This window comes from Halovibrio sp. HP20-59 (genome assembly GCF_033052795.2).
In the GTDB taxonomy this organism is placed as follows: Bacteria; Pseudomonadota; Gammaproteobacteria; order Pseudomonadales; family Halomonadaceae; genus Vreelandella.
This window is the reverse complement of sequence record NZ_JAWJUW020000029.1, coordinates 1-16,360: the sequence shown is the minus strand read 5'-3', so window position 1 is coordinate 16,360 and position 16,360 is coordinate 1. Positions and strand designations below refer to the sequence as shown.

The following is a 16,360-nucleotide window of genomic DNA, read 5'->3' as shown; positions in this document are numbered from 1 at the left end:
CACAAGGTGATTAAATAATCTAACTTCGTTAATCGGTCAGGTTATCGACGATTTTGAGCACCGGCGCCGCTTGGTTAAGCGTATAGAAGTGCAGGCCTGGCGCACCACCTTCGAGCAATCGTTGGCAAAGACGGCTGACCATATCGGTGCCAAAGGCGGCAATCGCTTCGCCGTCGTCGCCATACGACTCCAACTGCTTGCGAACCCAACGTGGGATTTCGGCACCGCAGGCGTCAGAGAAACGCGCAAGCTTGGTGTAGTTGGTAATCGGCATGATACCGGGAATAATCGGCTGCTCGACGCCCAGCGCGCGCGCCTTGTCGACGAAATGAAAATAAGCATCAGCGGTAAAGAAGTACTGAGTGATGGCCATATTGGCCCCCGCCTTCATTTTACGCGCGAAGTTTTCCACATCCTTGTCAAGATTAGGTGCCTGTGGATGAGACTCGGGGTAAGCAGCCACCGCGATGTCGAAATGATCGCCCGTCTCCGCGCGAATAAACTCAACCAGCTCATTGGCATAACGTAACTCACCAATGCTTCCCATACCTGAAGGCATATCACCACGCAGGGCGACCAAACTATCGACCCCCTCCTCGCGGTACTGCGCCAGCAAGTCACGCAACTGAGCCTTCTCACTACCAATGCAGGAAAGGTGCGGGGCGGTCGTGATACCGCTCTCGCTCACCTTACGCACTACCTCACGGGTACGCGCTTGGGTCGATCCCCCTGCGCCGTAGGTGACGGAGAAAAACCGCGGCTTCCTGGCGGCCAGCTCATCGCGAACATGGATCAGCTTGTCACGCCCAGCGTCGGTATTAGGCGGGAAGAATTCAAAGCTAATACCTAGCGGATGCTCGTGGCTGCTCATTGGATTTCCTTATTAGTAATCAATAATAGTAATATTTTGAGGTATTCTCGCTGTTCCAGCGCGCTGGGGCTAATGAAAGATTCCACGCTTGGCCTTTAATTCGGCTCATGTTGGTCGTTCATATCACTGATCAGGGAGCCGTCATGGATTTAACACCCAGCGCCTTAATGGGGCCACTGCTAATGCTATTAGGGTATGTCGGGTTAGGCTGGGTTGCCGCTCGGCGCTTAGCCATTGATCCCCGCCCGATAGCCACACTGCTGGTGTACTTGATTGCACCGCTGACGATTTTCCGTGCTCTGATGAACGGCGGCCCAACGGCCGAGTACCTGCTGTTAACGCTGGGGCTGTTTATCCTGGTCAGCAGCATGGCGCTGCTGGTTCGTCGCATTACCCAGCACCGCTTTGGCCCCCAGGAGGGCGCACTGCTGGCGTTCTCCTCGGGCACCGGTAATACCGGCTACTTTGGCCTGCCAGTGGCACTCATTCTCCTGCCCCCTGAGGGCGTCACGCTGTACCTCTTCTGCATGCTGGGCATCAATCTTTACGAATTTACCGTGGGCTTTTACCTTAGCGCTCGTGGGCATTTTTCCATACGTCAAAGCCTGATCAAAATTGCCCGGCTGCCGCTGATTTATGCGTTTTTATCCGCGCTTTTACTAAATGCTCTTAACGTGACGCTACCCGCCGCGCTAATGGACTCGCTGGACGTTTTCCCGGCCACCTATACCCTGCTGGGTATGATGATTATTGGTATGACGCTGAGTCAAGTCACGCTTTCCGCTTGGGATGCCCGCTTTGTGGCAACCTGCGTAGGGCTGCGCTACCTGCTATGGCCGCTGGTAATGCTGGCAGCGGTATTGTTGCTTCAGTACCTGGGCCCGCTAGCGCCCGAGCTGGGCATGGCGCTGCTGCTGTTGGGCGTGGTGCCCATGGCGTCCAATGTGGTCGTAGTCGCCATGGAGCTGGGTATTCAGCCACAAAAAGGCGCGTTAGCAGTGCTAGTGACAACGCTGCTCGCCCCATTACTGATTCCGCTTTACCTGAGTTTGATGCTGCATCTGACCGGGCTTGGTTAGCCATTGAGTGAGCTAAAAACCGGCAACGCCCGCTTGATTAAGCTGTGCGGCCATGCGCTGTATCTCAGGATGGCTAAAAAATGCTACCAGCGCATCAGCGCGAACCGGGCCAACGCCGGGAACGGCTTGCCACTGTTCACGCTGATAGCCCGTTAACTCATCCCAATCTCCGCGCACCGATTCACTACCCGGCGGTGCCCCCAGCGCACTTAACCAGGCCGCAAACGGCTTGCCCCGGGCGACTTGAAACTGCACCATCAATGCCTCAGCGGTGGTCTCACCAATGCCGTAGGCCTGTTGTAGCTGGCGTGGCTCGACACCGAGCCAGTCCAGTAAATGCGTGACGATGCCCGCGTCCATCAGCGCTTGCCAGGTTCCTTCACCAATACCCTGCATGCCGAGCTGCTCGCCAAGGTAGGTGAGCCGCGCTAGCCATTGACCATCGCAGCCGGGCGTTAATTCAAAGCAGCTCAGCAGGTTAAAGCGCTGGGGTGACGGCGGGCTCAAAGGCGAGCGCTCCTGGGTGTGCCACACCACCTTGGTTAACTGGGGAATCGTCAATCCCGCCAAGGAGATCGCCACCTGGTCGCCGGGGCGAACATCCAGTGATTCCCAGCGTTCCAGCGAGCCCAGTGAGACGCGGCTAATGCGTCGCCCTTCCAGCTGTACTGGATTAAGCCACACCAGCGGTGTCACACGCCCAGTGCGCCCAACGCGAAACTCAATGCCGCGCACTTCCGCTAGCGCCTGCTGTGCAGGATATTTCCAGGCAACGGCCCACTCTGGTGGCGATGACGACCAGCGGCGGAAGCCGGGGCGCTCCGCTTGCTTAATCACCACACCGTCGGTGGCAAACGGCAGTGGGCCGTTAAACCAAGTATCGCGCCAATAGGTGGCATCACGGCGGTCATCCAACGCGTGCGTATAGTCAGCGGTATTAAACCCCAACGCACTTAGCCGCGCTAAACGTTCCTGCATTGCGGTAGGGCCATCGGGCCAGCCCCAGACAAACAGGCCAATACGCTCAAGGGTCGCCTCGGAAGGGGAGGATTGCGCCATTGCTCCCGCCACGGCACCCCGGGCACCCGATGCGGGTGAACGCGACTGCACGTGTTGGGTTAACCGCCAATACAGCTCGCCTTGAAGTACCGCAGCAATAGGCGCGGGCAGCGTATTGGGAACGGCGGAGAGCTGCCGGGCACGGGCAGTCCAATCCTGACCTCGCTCGCCATCGCCACGGCTAACCGCCTCAACCAGTTCGCCATCGGCATAACGCAGGGTAACCGCCACGCCGTCTACTTTGGGCTGAATCCACAGGTCTTCGCGGCGGCTGGTAAAGCGCCTGACAGCGTCGTCGTCGGCTTTATTGAGCCCTCGTTGTGCCGCCGGATGTTCGCGGGTTCCACTACTGCTGGTCACTCGGGTGAGCGGGTGATAGTCAGGCGCCTCGCCTAAGCAGCGCTGCCAAGCGGACAGACGCGCTACCGCTTGGTCGTAGAGGGCATCCTCGATTAGCGTGACGCCCTCATCATGGTAGGCAGCGTCCCAGCGGTGAACCTGCTCGGCCAGCGCCTTGCTTTCGCGGCTTAAGCGCTCCTCCGGCCAATCGGGGCAATCGGCCGCCTGTGCGGAAAAAGTGACAAGTCCGATAATGCCACTCAGCAGCCACGTTACGATCGCTTGAGATATTTCGCCCCTCGACATTCCCGTCCCCTTCCCGTAAGCATAATAATCGGCAAACAGGCCTAGCCTAGCGCAATGGGCATAAAAAAAGCCCCTCGGCCTAAGCCAAAGGGGCGATTTAATCCATATCTTACAAACAGTGTAGCGAATGTCTTACAAACGAGCGGCCTTACGCAGCGCCTCGGCTTTATCGATTTTTTCCCACGGGAAGGCGGTAAAGGTTTCGGTATGCGCTTGGCCCTTGTCGTCATTCCAAGTATAGCTTTGCTCGAACGGCGCACGACCAAAGTGGCCGTAAGCAGCGGTGAGCTGATACATGGGGTGCAGCAGATCGAGCATTTTGGTGATTGCGTAGGGGCGCAGATCAAAATGCTCACGCACCAAGGCAACGATCTTGGCATCGTCAATTTTACCGGTGCCGAAAGTATCAATGGAAACCGATGTCGGCTCAGCAACGCCAATGGCGTAGGAGACCTGGATTTCACACTTATCCGCCAGGCCTGATGCCACAATGTTTTTGGCCACGTAGCGACCCGCATAAGCAGCACTACGGTCGACTTTAGACGGGTCTTTGCCCGAAAACGCGCCACCACCGTGGCGTGCCATACCACCGTAGGTATCGACGATGATCTTACGCCCGGTCAGCCCGCAGTCACCTACCGGCCCGCCGATAACGAACTTACCAGTGGGGTTGATGTGGTACTGGGTGTTCTCGTCTAACCACTCGGCGGGGATCACTTGCTCAATGATCTCGCGCTTGACCATTTTACGCAGGTCATCCGGGGCAATATCCGGATCGTGCTGGGTCGAGAGCACGATGGCATCGACACCATAGGGCTGGCCCTGGGCGTTATAGCGGATCGTCACCTGGCTTTTTGCATCCGGGCGCAACCAGGGTAGCAGACCGTTTTTACGCAGTTCCGCCTGACGCTCGACCAAACGGTGCGAGTAGTGAATCGCGGCGGGCATAAAAGAATCCGTTTCGTTCGTCGCGTAGCCAAACATCAAGCCCTGATCGCCAGCGCCCTGATCTTCTGGCTTGGTACGATCAACACCCTGAGCGATATCGACACTCTGCTTGCCAATCAGGTTAATCACGCCGCAGGTAGCGCCATCAAACCCCACGTCTGACGAGGTGTAACCGATATCGGTAATCACATCACGCACTAAGGTTTCTAAATCGACCCATGCCGAGGTGGTAATTTCACCGGCAATAATCGCCACCCCGGTTTTTACCATGGTTTCACAGGCAACACGTGCCTGCTTATCGCGGGCAATAATGGCATCTAGCACCGCGTCAGAAATCTGATCGGCAATTTTATCAGGATGACCTTCTGAGACGGACTCGGAAGTAAACAGGGAATATTCGCTCATCGCGCACTCGGCCCTCTGTATGACGGCTGTGTTAGGACACAGCATCAGCAGGAAATCAAGGCAGGTGTCCCCTGCCCGTATTAGAGAGCGGCAGCGCCGCCTCGGGGAGCAGAGTCTACACGCTGTCGGCGACGCTTCACAGAATGTCCTGGTCAGAATTTAGCGCCACATTTACCGCTGCATTTGCCGCCACATGGGAAGTCAGCGACAATAGCGCCTTTATTATTTCTGTTTTCGGCGAGGAGCACCCCCATGCCATCCCGTTTTGAGCTAGCCAATGCCATTCGCGCCCTTTCTATGGATGCCGTTCAGAAGGCCAAATCCGGCCATCCTGGCGCCCCCATGGGGATGGCGGATATTGCCGAGGTGCTATGGAACGACTACCTCAAGCACAACCCCGAGGACCCCAAGTGGGCTGATCGTGATCGCTTTGTACTGTCTAACGGTCACGGCTCAATGTTGCTTTATTCGCTGCTGCACTTAACGGGTTACGACCTAAGCCTGGAACAGCTGCAGAATTTCCGCCAACTGCACTCGCCCACCGCTGGCCACCCCGAATTGGGCTATGCGCCGGGCATTGAGACCACTACCGGCCCGCTGGGTCAGGGCTTTGCCAACGCCGTCGGTTTCGCTATCGCAGAAAAAACCCTGGCAGCGCAGTTCAACCGTCCCGGCCACACCATCGTCGATCACCACACCTGGTGCTTTTTGGGTGACGGTTGCCTAATGGAAGGGGTGTCTCACGAAGCCGCCTCGCTCGCCGGTACGCAACAGCTGAGCAAACTGATCGCGATTTACGACGACAACGGCATCTCTATTGATGGCGAAGTGGAAGGCTGGTTTACCGACGACACCGCCAAGCGTTTTGACGCTTATGGCTGGCACGTGGTTCCCAACGTAGACGGCCACAAGCCTGAAGAGGTGAAAGCCGCTATTGAGCTTGCCAAGAGCCACGACGATAAGCCGAGCCTGATTATCTGCAAAACCATTATTGGCTTTGGCGCCCCCAACAAGCAGGGCAAAGAGGACGCCCACGGCTCCCCCTTAGGCGATGATGAGGTAGCCCTAGCGCGCACCCAGCTTGATTGGCCCCACGCCCCTTTCCATATCCCCGAGCCCATCTACTCGGCCTGGGATGCTCGCGATGCAGGCAAGGCGGCTCAGCAGGCGTGGGAAGACCGTTTTACCCGCTATGCCGAGGCCTTCCCCGCTGAAGCGCGGGAATTCACCCGCCGGATGAAGCGCCAACTGCCTACGGAGCTTACCACTGAGGCGCTGATCGAACAGGCTCAAGAGCGCGGCGAGACCATCGCTTCGCGTAAAGCCTCGTTTGAAGCGCTCAACGTGATCGGCCCGCAAATGCCAGAGCTGCTGGGTGGCAGCGCCGACCTGGCCCCCTCAAATCTGACCTTCTGGAAAGGCGCCAAAGCCATCACCCCGGAAGACGCCAGTGGTAACTACCTGCACTACGGCGTGCGTGAGTTCGGCATGGGGGCGATTATGAACGGCATCGCTCTGCACGGCGGCCTGGTGCCTTACGGCGCGACCTTCCTGATCTTTATGGAGTACATGCGCAACTCAATTCGCATGGCGTCGTTGATGGGTCAGCAGGTCATCTACGTGTTTACCCACGACTCCATCGGCCTGGGTGAAGACGGCCCGACCCACCAACCCATTGAGCAATTGACTAGCCTGCGCACTACTCCGAACCTGAACACTTGGCGTCCCTGCGATGCGGTGGAAACCGCTGCCGCCTGGGATGCCGCGCTCAAACGCCACTCGGGCCCCACGGCGCTGGTACTCTCACGCCAGAACCTGCCCCACCAGCAGCGTACGAAAGCACAGTTGGCAGCGATTCAGAACGGGGCGTACGTACTGAAAGATAGTGAAGGCACACCCGAGCTGATTCTGATTGCCACCGGTTCAGAAGTCGCCCTGGCAATGGACGCCGCAGCGGAACTGGAGCAGCAGGGCAAGGCGATACGCGTGGTCTCCATGCCGTCAGCCTACCGCTTTAACGGCCAAGACGCCGAGTATCGTGAAAGCGTACTGCCTAAGGCGGTGACCAAGCGTATCGCTATCGAAGCGGCTCACGCCGACTACTGGTACAAGTACGTGGGTCTGGACGGCCGCGTGATCGGTATGACGACTTACGGTGAATCCGCGCCAGCAGGAGATTTGTTCAAACACTTTGGCTTTACCGTCGACAACGTAGTCAAACAAGCCAACGAACTACTCGGCTAAGCCATGCCAGCACTGAGTGGCTTTCTATGGCTGATTAGCTACTGGTTGATCGGGGAAGCGGTGATTCACTTCACCGCTTTGCCGATCTCGTCGGGCGTGATTGGCATGTTGTTGCTGTGCGCAACGCTGGCCGTCCGTGGGCGAGTACCCTCCAGTATTGCGGCTGCCGCTCAGCCGTTGATCGGGCTACTCGCCATGCTGATCATGCCCGGCGTGGTTGGGGTGTTTTTTATCGCGGGTGAGTTAGCCGGGCAGTGGACGGCTATTCTTATCGCCTTAATACTGGGCACACTTCTTAGCGTGATGACCACGTTGTGGCTACTCAAACGGCTTATCGGGCAGTCAAGTGACCCCTAATACGTTGCTGGACGTATTGACCGCCACCCCGCTGTTTGCGGTGGGGTTAACGCTATCCGCCTATCTCGCTGGGAGCCGCCTTTTTCAGCGTTTGAAACGTCCTTCGTGGCTACCCGCTATTTTGATAGCGTCACTGCTGTTAGCAGGTGCCCTGGCACTGCTAGGACTGCCTTACACCACCTATCAGCAAGACGCCAGCTGGTTAACGGTGCTACTCGGACCCGCCACGGTGGCGCTCGGCATGCCGCTTTATCAGCAGCTACCGCGTATCGCTGAGTTATGGCGCCCGCTGACGATTTGTTTGCCTGTGGCCGCCTCGCTGGCAGCTTTCTACGCGCTGGCGATTGCCTGGCTACTGGGCAGCTCCGATACGATTCTCGCCTCCATTGCCGCTAAGTCAGTGACCGCGCCTATCGCTATCGGCATTACCGAGCAGTTAGGAGGCACGGCCGCCCTGCTGCTGGGGGCGCTGTTGGTCACCGGCGTAATCACGATACCCTTCGTCAGCCTCGCGGCGCGTCTGTTGCATATCAATGACGAGCGCTTGATCGGTTTTGCCCTGGGCCTGAACGGCCATGCGATCGGTACGGTAAGAGCCTTTGAGATTAGCCCCACGGCGGGTGCTTTCGCTTCCCTGGGCATGAGCCTGACGGGCATTTTCACCGCGGTGTTACTGCCGCTCGCCTGGCGGTTGATCAGCATGGGCAGCTAACAAGCAAAGATGCCGGGAAAGAATCGCTGGCTGAAATACGTTACTATCGGTGGGTCTCTACGCCCCTTTTTTTGTTTCACTTTTAAGAGCCAATCGTCTGCATGGCTAATTCCGCCCCTAGGTATCGCATTGCCATTAACGGTTACGGACGCATTGGCCAATGCGTGCTGCGGGCGCTCGTCGAGCGGCACCACCCAGAGCTTGAGGTGGTCGCCATTAATGAGCTCTCCGACCTTGCGACGATCACCTATTTAACCCGCTACGACACGACTCATGGCCGCTTTCCCAGCGACGTCGATAGCGACGGTCAGGACCTTATCGTCAATGGCCAGCGCATCCAGGTGCTGTGCGAACAAGACCCTCGCCAGCTACCGTGGAAAGCGCTTGATGTGGATCTGGTGCTGGAGTGTTCCGGCAGCTTTAAAGACCGCGCCACCGCCGAGCTGCACCTAGCCGCAGGCGCTAAACGGTTGCTGTTTTCCCAACCTGCGGAAAATGACGTCGATGCCACCATTGTGTGGGGCATCAATGAAGGCGAGCTAGCGCTTTCCCAGCGTATTCTGTCTGCCGCTTCGTGCACCACCAATTGTTTAGTGCCGCTGTTGACCGTTCTGGATGAAGCCCTCGGCCTTGAGCACGGCGTCACCACGACGATTCATTCGGCAATGAACGATCAGCCGGTGATTGATGCCTATCACCAAACCGACCTACGCCTAACCCGCTCGGCAATGCACTCGATTGTCCCGGTAGACACCGGCCTGGCACTCGGCATTAGCCGCTTAATGCCCAGTCTAGCGGGCCGCTTTGAGTGCTTACACGTGCGCGTCCCCACGATTAACGTTTCGGCCATGGACGTCGCCCTAACCGTCAACCGCGACACCCACCGCGACGCCGTGAATGCGCTGCTTCGCAACGCTAGCCAGCAGCGCTTAAAAGGCGTGCTCGGCTATACTGAAGCGCCGATGGCGTCGGTTGATTTTAATCACGACCCTCACTCAGGCATCCTCGATGCGACACAAACCCGGGTGGCTGGCAAACGCCTTATCAAGCTACTTTGCTGGTTCGATAACGAGTGGGGGTTCGCTAACCGAATGCTGGATATTAGCCAGCGGCTAGCCAGGCTTTCGACACAGACGTAACCTGTTTGCATTATCTGTTTATATTGAGTTCAACGGCATAAACACGAGGAAACCGCTTCCATGAAAGTTAAAAAGATGACTGACCTTCCCTTGGAAGGACAACGCGTGCTGATCCGTGAAGATTTGAATGTGCCCATCAAACACGGCCGCGTCTCTAGCGACGCCCGCCTGCGAGCCGCTCTGCCAACTATCCAGGCGGCCATAGAGGCTGGCGCGAAAGTGATGCTGATGAGCCATTTAGGTCGCCCTACCGAAGGTGAGCCCGAGGATGAATTTTCCCTCGCGCCAGTGGCCGATCATCTTAGTGAACTGCTAGGTCGGCCGGTACCGTTGATTAAAGCGTATCTTGGCGAAACGCTGGACCTTGCCAACGGTGATGTCGTGTTGCTGGAAAACGTGCGCTTTAATAGCGGCGAGAAAAATGACGATGAGCAGCTTTCGAAACAGTACGCCGCACTGTGCGATATCTTTGTGATGGACGCGTTCGGTACCGCCCACCGCGCCCAGGCTTCCACTCATGGGGTAGCGCGTTTTGCCCCCAGCGCCTGTGCAGGACCTTTGCTTGCCCAAGAGCTGGATGCCCTTGAAAAAGCGCTGGCGCATCCGGCCCGGCCCATGGCAGCCATTGTTGGTGGCTCGAAGGTGTCTACCAAGCTGGATGTGCTGACCTCACTGGCGGATAAGTGCGATCAACTGATTGTCGGCGGCGGTATCGCCAACACCTTTATTGCCGCCGCAGGCTACAACGTGGGTAAATCGCTCCATGAAGCCGATTTAATCGGTCAAGCGAAAGCACTGATGGAAAAGGTCTCTATTCCATTGCCCACTGATGTCGTGGTGGCCACAGAGTTCTCCGAATCGGCGGAAGCCGTGGTCAAGCCGGTCGATCAAGTAGCTGACGACGAGATGATTCTAGATATCGGCCCGGAAACTGCCGCTCACTTGGCCAGCATGCTCAAAAACGCCGGCACCATCTTGTGGAACGGCCCCGTCGGTGTCTTTGAAATTGATCAGTTTGGTAAAGGCACCCAGGTGATCGCCGAGGCCATCGCCGATAGCGCGGGTTTCTCTATTGCTGGTGGCGGCGATACGTTAGCGGCGATTGATAAATATGCGATTGCGGATCGTGTTTCGTACATTTCTACCGGCGGCGGTGCCTTTCTTGAGTATGTCGAAGGCAAGCAGTTACCTGCCGTCGCGGCACTCGAAGCCGCTGCCAAACGCGGTTAACATTGCGCGACTTGGATCTAACCGCTCATCACTGTTCACACTGACAGCTCAATCTTCACAACCCAGTCTCTACAACATAGATAAGGTAACTTCATGGCTTTGATCAGCATGCGCCAGATGCTCGACCACGCCGCCGAATACGGTTACGGCATTCCGGCGTTCAACGTCAACAACCTTGAGCAGATGCGCGCCATCATGGAAGCTGCGGATGCGACCGACTCACCGGTCATTGTGCAAGCCTCTGCCGGTGCACGTAAGTATGCGGGGGCACCTTTCCTGCGCCATCTGATTTTGGCGGCTGTTGAAGAGTTTCCACATATTCCTGTGGCCATGCATCAGGATCACGGCACCAGCCCTGCGGTTTGCCAGCGCTCTATTCAGCTTGGATTTTCCTCCGTGATGATGGATGGCTCGCTGGGTGAAGATGGCAAAACGCCAACCGACTATGACTATAATGTCAACGTGACTCGGCGCACGGTAGAAATGGCACACGCCTGTGGCGTTTCCGTTGAAGGCGAGCTGGGCTGCCTAGGCAGCCTGGAAACCGGCATGGCCGGTGAGGAAGACGGTATCGGCGCTGAAGGCAAGCTGGATAGGGAGCAAATGCTTACCGACCCGGAAGAAGCCGCAGAGTTTGTTAAAGCCACTCACGTAGACGCTCTAGCGATTGCCATTGGCACCAGCCATGGCGCTTACAAATTCACCCAGCCACCCACGGGCGATACACTGTCTATTCAGCGTATTAAAGATATCCACGCGCGCATTCCAGACACACACTTGGTCATGCACGGCTCGTCTTCTGTTCCCCAGGAGTGGCTGGCAGTCATTAACCAGTACGGCGGCGAGATCCCCGAAACGTATGGCGTACCGGTGTCAGAAATTGTCGAAGGTATCAAGCACGGCGTGCGTAAGGTGAATATCGATACGGACCTACGCTTGGCGTCTACCGGCGCGGTGCGCCGCTTCCTGGCCGAGAACCCGTCTGAATTCGACCCCCGTAAGTTCTTTAAAGAGACCGTTACCGCGATGCGCGATCTATGTATCGCTCGCTACGAAGCTTTTGGTGCGGCTGGTAACGCCAGTAAGATTAAGCCAATCAGCCTGGAAGAGATGTTCCTGCGCTATGAGCGCGGCGAACTGGCTCCCAAGGTAAAATAAGCGAATCATTGTCAGACTCTCGAAAAAGACGACCCGCCGGTCGTCTTTTTTACCTAGTGCTGACGTTATTCACGTATCGTCGCTGCTATCTTGGCTGTTCTCTGCTTCGCTGCTATTGATGGCATTCTGAGTACTGCCGGTGCCTCCTGTGCCAGCATCGGGGCTTCTTTCTTCATCGTCTGAAGACTCAGACTCAGATGTCATATCTTCTTCGCCGCTATTATTTGCCTCGTCTTGGCGTTTTACCGATCCGGCTTTAATGCCGTACGTCTCTTCTAGCGCCTCGTCATTGAGCGGCTCGTGCTGCTCACCCTCTGATGCGTGGTTATCAGCAAACACCTGACCAGTGGTGGTTAACAAAACAGCACTTAGTGCGAAAGGTAAAATCCAGGGGGTCAAACGCATGGTACGGACTCCATTTTTTTAGTTAGGAAAGCAGAGTTTATCCCTACTCGCTCTTTAGCGCAGCTTGGCCGTTCTAACGCTAGCACGACTGCATGTCTTGACACTCTAAGGCACACAGTCGTCGCCACCAAAATGCGTATAGCGAATTAAGCTGGCTCAACAACGCCACGCTGGCAAGTAAAAAATAATAAAACAGTGTTCACAAATAGCGTAAAATCCCGTTCAATAGTCGTATGGTTGGTTTTAACTAACACTGGCAGCGCTTGAGCCGCTGCAAGGACACGCAATGCCGCTCCCACTTTTGCTCTTTGACTGTGATGGCACGCTCGTCGATAGCGAACCGCTTTTAGCCGAAGAAATGGCCATTGGGTTGAATTCAGTGGGACTGCCTTTTGCGCCTACTGACTATCTTGGCGAATTTCGTGGCGCGCGTTTTCGACGTATAGTCGCCGAACTGCAACAGCGTTACAGAGTGGTGGACGCCGACCAGCTTGAACGCATGGAAATGACCATGCGCGCCAATTTAGCCACGAGACTCGCCCAGGAGCTGACCACGATACCCGGCGCTTATGAAGCGTTAGATACTCTGTCGGCCTATCCCAGCGCTGTGGTTTCCAACGGCCCGGAAAACAAGATTCACACGGCCTTGGCGACCACCGGGCTTAGCCACTATTTTGGCAACCGCTTGTTCAGCGGCTATACCGCCAATTGTTGGAAACCTGAGCCCTGTCTACATTTGTACGCAGCGAGTATCATGGGTTATGAAGCGCGTGATTGTATCGCCATTGATGACGCCTTAGTCGGGGTTCGTGCCGCTCTCAAAGCGGGGATGACGGTCATCCACTTAAATCGTTTTCCCGATGCCGAAGAAACCCCCGAAGAAGCTATTATGATCAGTAACATGTATCAGTTACCCGCAGTGGTAGAGCGACTTACGCGTGAATATTGGCAACCCCCCGTGCCTCAACATTCAACAGGAGGATAATCATGGCCTCTTTACGCGACCAACTGGGCGGGCTGGTGTACTCCACCGAACATGGTAAAACCTGCCCTGTATGCCGAGAAGCGCTCGAAGCGTGCCGCTGCGGTGATGCGAGTGAGCAGGCGCGTTTGGCGACGCTTGATGGCGTAGTACGCATACGTCGCGAAACCAGCGGACGCAAAGGCAAAGGCGTTACCACCGTCAGCGGAATTCCCCTACCAAGCGATGAGCTAAAACGCTTGGCTAAAACGCTTAAAAAGCGGTGTGGAACAGGTGGGGCAGTTAAAGAGGGTATTATTGAGATTCAAGGCGACCACCGCGATACCCTACGTCAAGAGCTCACCAGCCTCGGCTACCGGGTCAAACTCGCCGGGGGTTAAACTTCGTCCACACCATGACTTATCGTTGGATGAGTCTCTATAGAGCAAGGCACTGCAATGGCTTGGCTGGAATATTTGCTACCGCTAATTTTTTTATTCCCCATGGCAGCAATGGGCAGCATTGTTTTAGCGCTGCGCAGCCTGCACGATGCCCGTGTTCACTCGCCTTTTAAAGCACCGCTTCATGAGCCAGGGCAAGCATTGCGTAAACGCCTTGACCAAGCCTTCTCTAGTCTGTTTTTGAATGGCGCACTAGGGCCTATCATTAGTCTGGCGCCGCTGGTATATGGCATGGGTCGGATGCTGTTTGTCGAGCGGCAGGACTGGGTTGAGTGGGCCCTTTATGGCCTGCTCAGCACGCTACTCGTACTGATGTTCTCGCTCCTTTTGGTGCGCGATTATCAGCGTATCCGTCGGCTTAAGCTAGGCTTAGCCTGCGAGCTGGCCGTTGGCCAGGAATTGGAGCGCCTCATACGCCCCGAGTCGCACCCGTACTATGTGTTTCATGATGTACCCACCGATAGCTTTACCATTGATCATGTCGTCGTCACGCCTCATGGCGTGTTTGTGGTTGAAACACGGGCTAGAACACTTGCCATTGGCAGCGATGGCAATGAGCTAAACACGGTGACGGTGGAGCGCGAGCGGTTGCGCTTTCCACATTGGCAAGAGCGCCGACCGCTGCACAAAACACGACAGGGCGTCAGCTGGCTTTCCCAGTGGCTGGAGCGTCGCTGTGGGGTCCCCGTCCCTGTACGAGGTGTGCTAGCACTGCCAGGTTGGAAAATAGATAACAGCGAGGCCGCCTCGGACATTCTGGTCGTCAGCGGCGATACGCTAGCCAAGCAGTTAACCGAGCTGACGCCCGGCCCCCTTAGCGACGTCATACACGATAAGGTCATTAATGTGCTGCTTGAGCGCGCCAGATTGATGGAGTTGAAGCACCTAAGCCAACCGTCGGTGTAACGGTCGACTTAATTACCGCGCAGGCGCCCACCCATTTCCTGAGCCAGATCCACTGCATAGTGGTCCGTCATTCCCCCGATGAAGTCCAACATCCGCCGGTAGCTATCGTAAAGGGGCCAAGAGGGTAACGGGGTATTTTCACCGATAAGGGCCAGTACACGCTGATGCTTAAACGATGAATGGCCGGTATGGTGGAGTTCATGAGCAGCGCCTATAAAGGCTTCGAGAAGAATCCCCAGCGTCGTGTAGGCGCCAATTTCTAACTTGGCCTTGCGCTCATTTTGAAAAATACGCTCTCGGGCTAATTGTTTGGCTGCTCGCACTCCCCAACCTAAATCCGGGTGGCATAGTTCTAGTAAGTCATCACTAAGCGTTCCATTCAATAGAGCCTGCTCATGCTGTACGAATACGGCCCCCACTTCGTTGACCGCACGCTCCATGGCAGCACCACGCAATAGCGCAATACGCCGACGTTGAGAGACTTGTCGCTGCTCCATCTCGGCGTACTCGGGTGGAAACTCACCGGCAACCTGTCGCAAAATCTCGACCACTTCCTCGTAGCGCAGGATATCCATTTCTAAGCCGTCTTCCAGATCCAGCAGGGCGTAGCAGATATCATCTGCCGCCTCGACCAGCCATGCCAGCGGGTGGCGACACCAGCGCTGTTCGCCTTGGGGCAGTAAACCCACCGCTTCAGCCACTTCTTTGAGCAACGCCTGCTCGGACTGGTAAGCGCCGAATTTACCTTCTCGCCCGCTATAACGCACCGTCCAAGGGTATTTCAGCAGCGTGCCAAGTGTCGCTGCCGACAATCGCATACCGCCATTAAACTGGTTATATTCGATCTGGGTAATCACCCGAAAGCCCTGCGCATTGCCCTCGTAGGTCAGCAAGTCTTTGCGCTCAGCATCTGATAGCCCTTCTAGCAAGCCACTGCTCTGAGCACGTTGAAACCAGTCACGGATTGCATACTCACCGGCGTGCCCAAAAGGGGGATTGCCAATATCATGCCCCAGGCATGCCGTTTGTATAATCACGCCAAGATCGGCGGGCGTGATCCATTCAGGCAGGCGATCGCGCAGTAGCTCACCGACAATCATGCCCAAGGAGCGGCCTACACAGCCAACTTCTAGCGAATGAGTTAGACGAGTGTGGATATGATCGTTTTCGGTTAGCGGATGCACCTGGGTCTTACGCCCAAGGCGCCTAAACGAGCCTGAGAAAACAATTCGGTCGTGATCCTTATGAAACGGGCTGCGACCGATTTCACGGGTACTTGTTGAGCGTTGATCGTGAAGACGACGTGGGGAGAGTAACTGTTCCCAGCGCATCTGAGTCATGGGCATTCCTCCTTGAGGAGTGCATTTTGACATAAAACACCAGAAAACCGCACGTTAGTTAATATGGCTCTTACCGTAAGCGCAGTGTGGCGATCTGGATTTGTCTTTGCGGGCGCAGCAGCGCGGCAATCTGAGGTTATCTGTCGTTGCGAGCGTAGCGTGGCGATCTCAGGGGTGGTGCCACCGCAGGTCGAGATGGCCGCGTCGCTGCGCGCCTCGCCATGACAAGCGGTGGGCACTTTTCTTTCAGGCAACAAAAAACCCAGCCGATTGGCTGGGTTTTTCGTTCAATAAGTGCCTGACGATGACCTACTCTCGCATGGGGAGACCCCACACTACCATCGGCGCTAAGCGGTTTCACTACTGAGTTCGGCAAGGGATCAGGTGGTTCACGCTCGCTATGGTCGTCAGGCGTAACTGGCGATGTATATCATGCTGGC

Annotated in this window: 15 protein-coding genes and 1 rRNA gene; 10 read left to right on the top strand and 6 right to left on the bottom strand. The window is 56.3% G+C overall.

All coding sequences use genetic code 11. The annotated features are described in order from the left end of the window. Positions 1-28: 28 nt before the first annotated feature. Entirely contained in the window at positions 29-871 is an 843-nt protein-coding gene (gene metF / locus RZA33_RS18705; RefSeq protein ID WP_317509230.1) for a methylenetetrahydrofolate reductase [NAD(P)H], read from the bottom strand. Between the two features lie 143 nt (positions 872-1,014). Here metF and RZA33_RS18700 point away from each other — a divergent pair, with 143 nt between their 5' ends. After that, positions 1,015-1,950: an AEC family transporter gene (locus RZA33_RS18700; protein WP_317509229.1), complete on the top strand. Its 936-nt coding sequence runs from the start codon at positions 1,015-1,017 to the stop codon at positions 1,948-1,950. 12 nt (positions 1,951-1,962) lie between these two features. On the opposite strand, the gene ligB is transcribed toward RZA33_RS18700, so the two are convergent. Continuing rightward, entirely contained in the window at positions 1,963-3,654 is a 1,692-nt protein-coding gene (gene ligB, locus RZA33_RS18695; protein ID WP_317509228.1) for an NAD-dependent DNA ligase LigB, read from the bottom strand. A gap of 132 nt (positions 3,655-3,786) precedes the next feature. Next, a complete protein-coding gene (gene metK, locus RZA33_RS18690; RefSeq protein ID WP_317509227.1) occupies positions 3,787-5,007 on the bottom strand; it encodes a methionine adenosyltransferase in 1,221 nt (406 codons plus the stop codon). Between the two features lie 252 nt (positions 5,008-5,259). On the opposite strand from metK, the gene tkt reads away from it, so the two are divergent. The 6 genes from tkt (at position 5,260) to fba (ending at position 11,847) form a co-directional block, all read left to right on the top strand. Beyond that, a complete protein-coding gene (gene tkt, locus RZA33_RS18685; protein ID WP_317509226.1) occupies positions 5,260-7,251 on the top strand; it encodes a transketolase in 1,992 nt (663 codons plus the stop codon). A 3-nt stretch (positions 7,252-7,254) separates the two neighbouring features. Next, the gene (locus tag RZA33_RS18680) at positions 7,255-7,608 is read left to right on the top strand and encodes a CidA/LrgA family protein (RefSeq protein WP_317509225.1); all 354 of its coding nucleotides are present in this window, start codon (positions 7,255-7,257) and stop codon (positions 7,606-7,608) included. Further along, a complete protein-coding gene (locus RZA33_RS18675) occupies positions 7,598-8,320 on the top strand; it encodes an LrgB family protein (RefSeq protein WP_317509224.1) in 723 nt (240 codons plus the stop codon). Before RZA33_RS18680 ends, RZA33_RS18675 begins: the two co-directional genes overlap by 11 nt. 101 nt (positions 8,321-8,421) lie before the next feature. Continuing rightward, complete coding sequence (locus tag RZA33_RS18670; protein ID WP_317509223.1) at positions 8,422-9,459, top strand: type I glyceraldehyde-3-phosphate dehydrogenase; 1,038 nt, start codon at positions 8,422-8,424, stop codon at positions 9,457-9,459. Between the two features lie 60 nt (positions 9,460-9,519). Then, positions 9,520-10,689, top strand: coding sequence for a phosphoglycerate kinase (locus RZA33_RS18665; RefSeq protein ID WP_317509222.1), 1,170 nt, complete (start codon positions 9,520-9,522; stop codon positions 10,687-10,689). Positions 10,690-10,782: 93 nt separating this feature from the next. Continuing rightward, positions 10,783-11,847, top strand: a complete 1,065-nt coding sequence (gene fba / locus RZA33_RS18660; protein WP_317509221.1) for a class II fructose-bisphosphate aldolase — start codon at positions 10,783-10,785, stop codon at positions 11,845-11,847. Positions 11,848-11,916: 69 nt separating this feature from the next. On the opposite strand, the gene RZA33_RS18655 is transcribed toward fba, so the two are convergent. Beyond that, positions 11,917-12,252, bottom strand: coding sequence for a hypothetical protein (locus RZA33_RS18655; RefSeq protein ID WP_317509220.1), 336 nt, complete (start codon positions 12,250-12,252; stop codon positions 11,917-11,919). Between the two features lie 286 nt (positions 12,253-12,538). Between RZA33_RS18655 and RZA33_RS18650 the strand changes: the two genes are divergently transcribed. The 3 genes from RZA33_RS18650 to RZA33_RS18640 are packed head-to-tail and all read left to right on the top strand — an operon-like array spanning position 12,539 to position 14,580. After that, positions 12,539-13,237 carry an HAD-IA family hydrolase gene (locus RZA33_RS18650; protein WP_317509219.1) on the top strand — a complete coding sequence of 233 codons (699 nt, stop codon included), beginning with the start codon at positions 12,539-12,541 and terminating at the stop codon, positions 13,235-13,237. Positions 13,238-13,239: 2 nt separating this feature from the next. After that, positions 13,240-13,614 carry a translation initiation factor Sui1 gene (locus RZA33_RS18645; protein WP_317509218.1) on the top strand — a complete coding sequence of 125 codons (375 nt, stop codon included), beginning with the start codon at positions 13,240-13,242 and terminating at the stop codon, positions 13,612-13,614. A 57-nt stretch (positions 13,615-13,671) separates the two neighbouring features. Then, positions 13,672-14,580 carry a nuclease-related domain-containing protein gene (locus RZA33_RS18640; RefSeq protein WP_317509217.1) on the top strand — a complete coding sequence of 303 codons (909 nt, stop codon included), beginning with the start codon at positions 13,672-13,674 and terminating at the stop codon, positions 14,578-14,580. A gap of 8 nt (positions 14,581-14,588) precedes the next feature. Here RZA33_RS18640 and RZA33_RS18635 read toward each other — a convergent pair whose 3' ends face one another. Then, on the bottom strand, positions 14,589-15,920 hold the full coding sequence (locus tag RZA33_RS18635; RefSeq protein ID WP_317509216.1) for a deoxyguanosinetriphosphate triphosphohydrolase: 1,332 nt from the start codon (positions 15,918-15,920) through the stop codon (positions 14,589-14,591). A 296-nt stretch (positions 15,921-16,216) separates the two neighbouring features. Further along, positions 16,217-16,332, bottom strand: a 5S ribosomal RNA gene (rrf, locus tag RZA33_RS18630). Positions 16,333-16,360 lie beyond the last annotated feature (28 nt).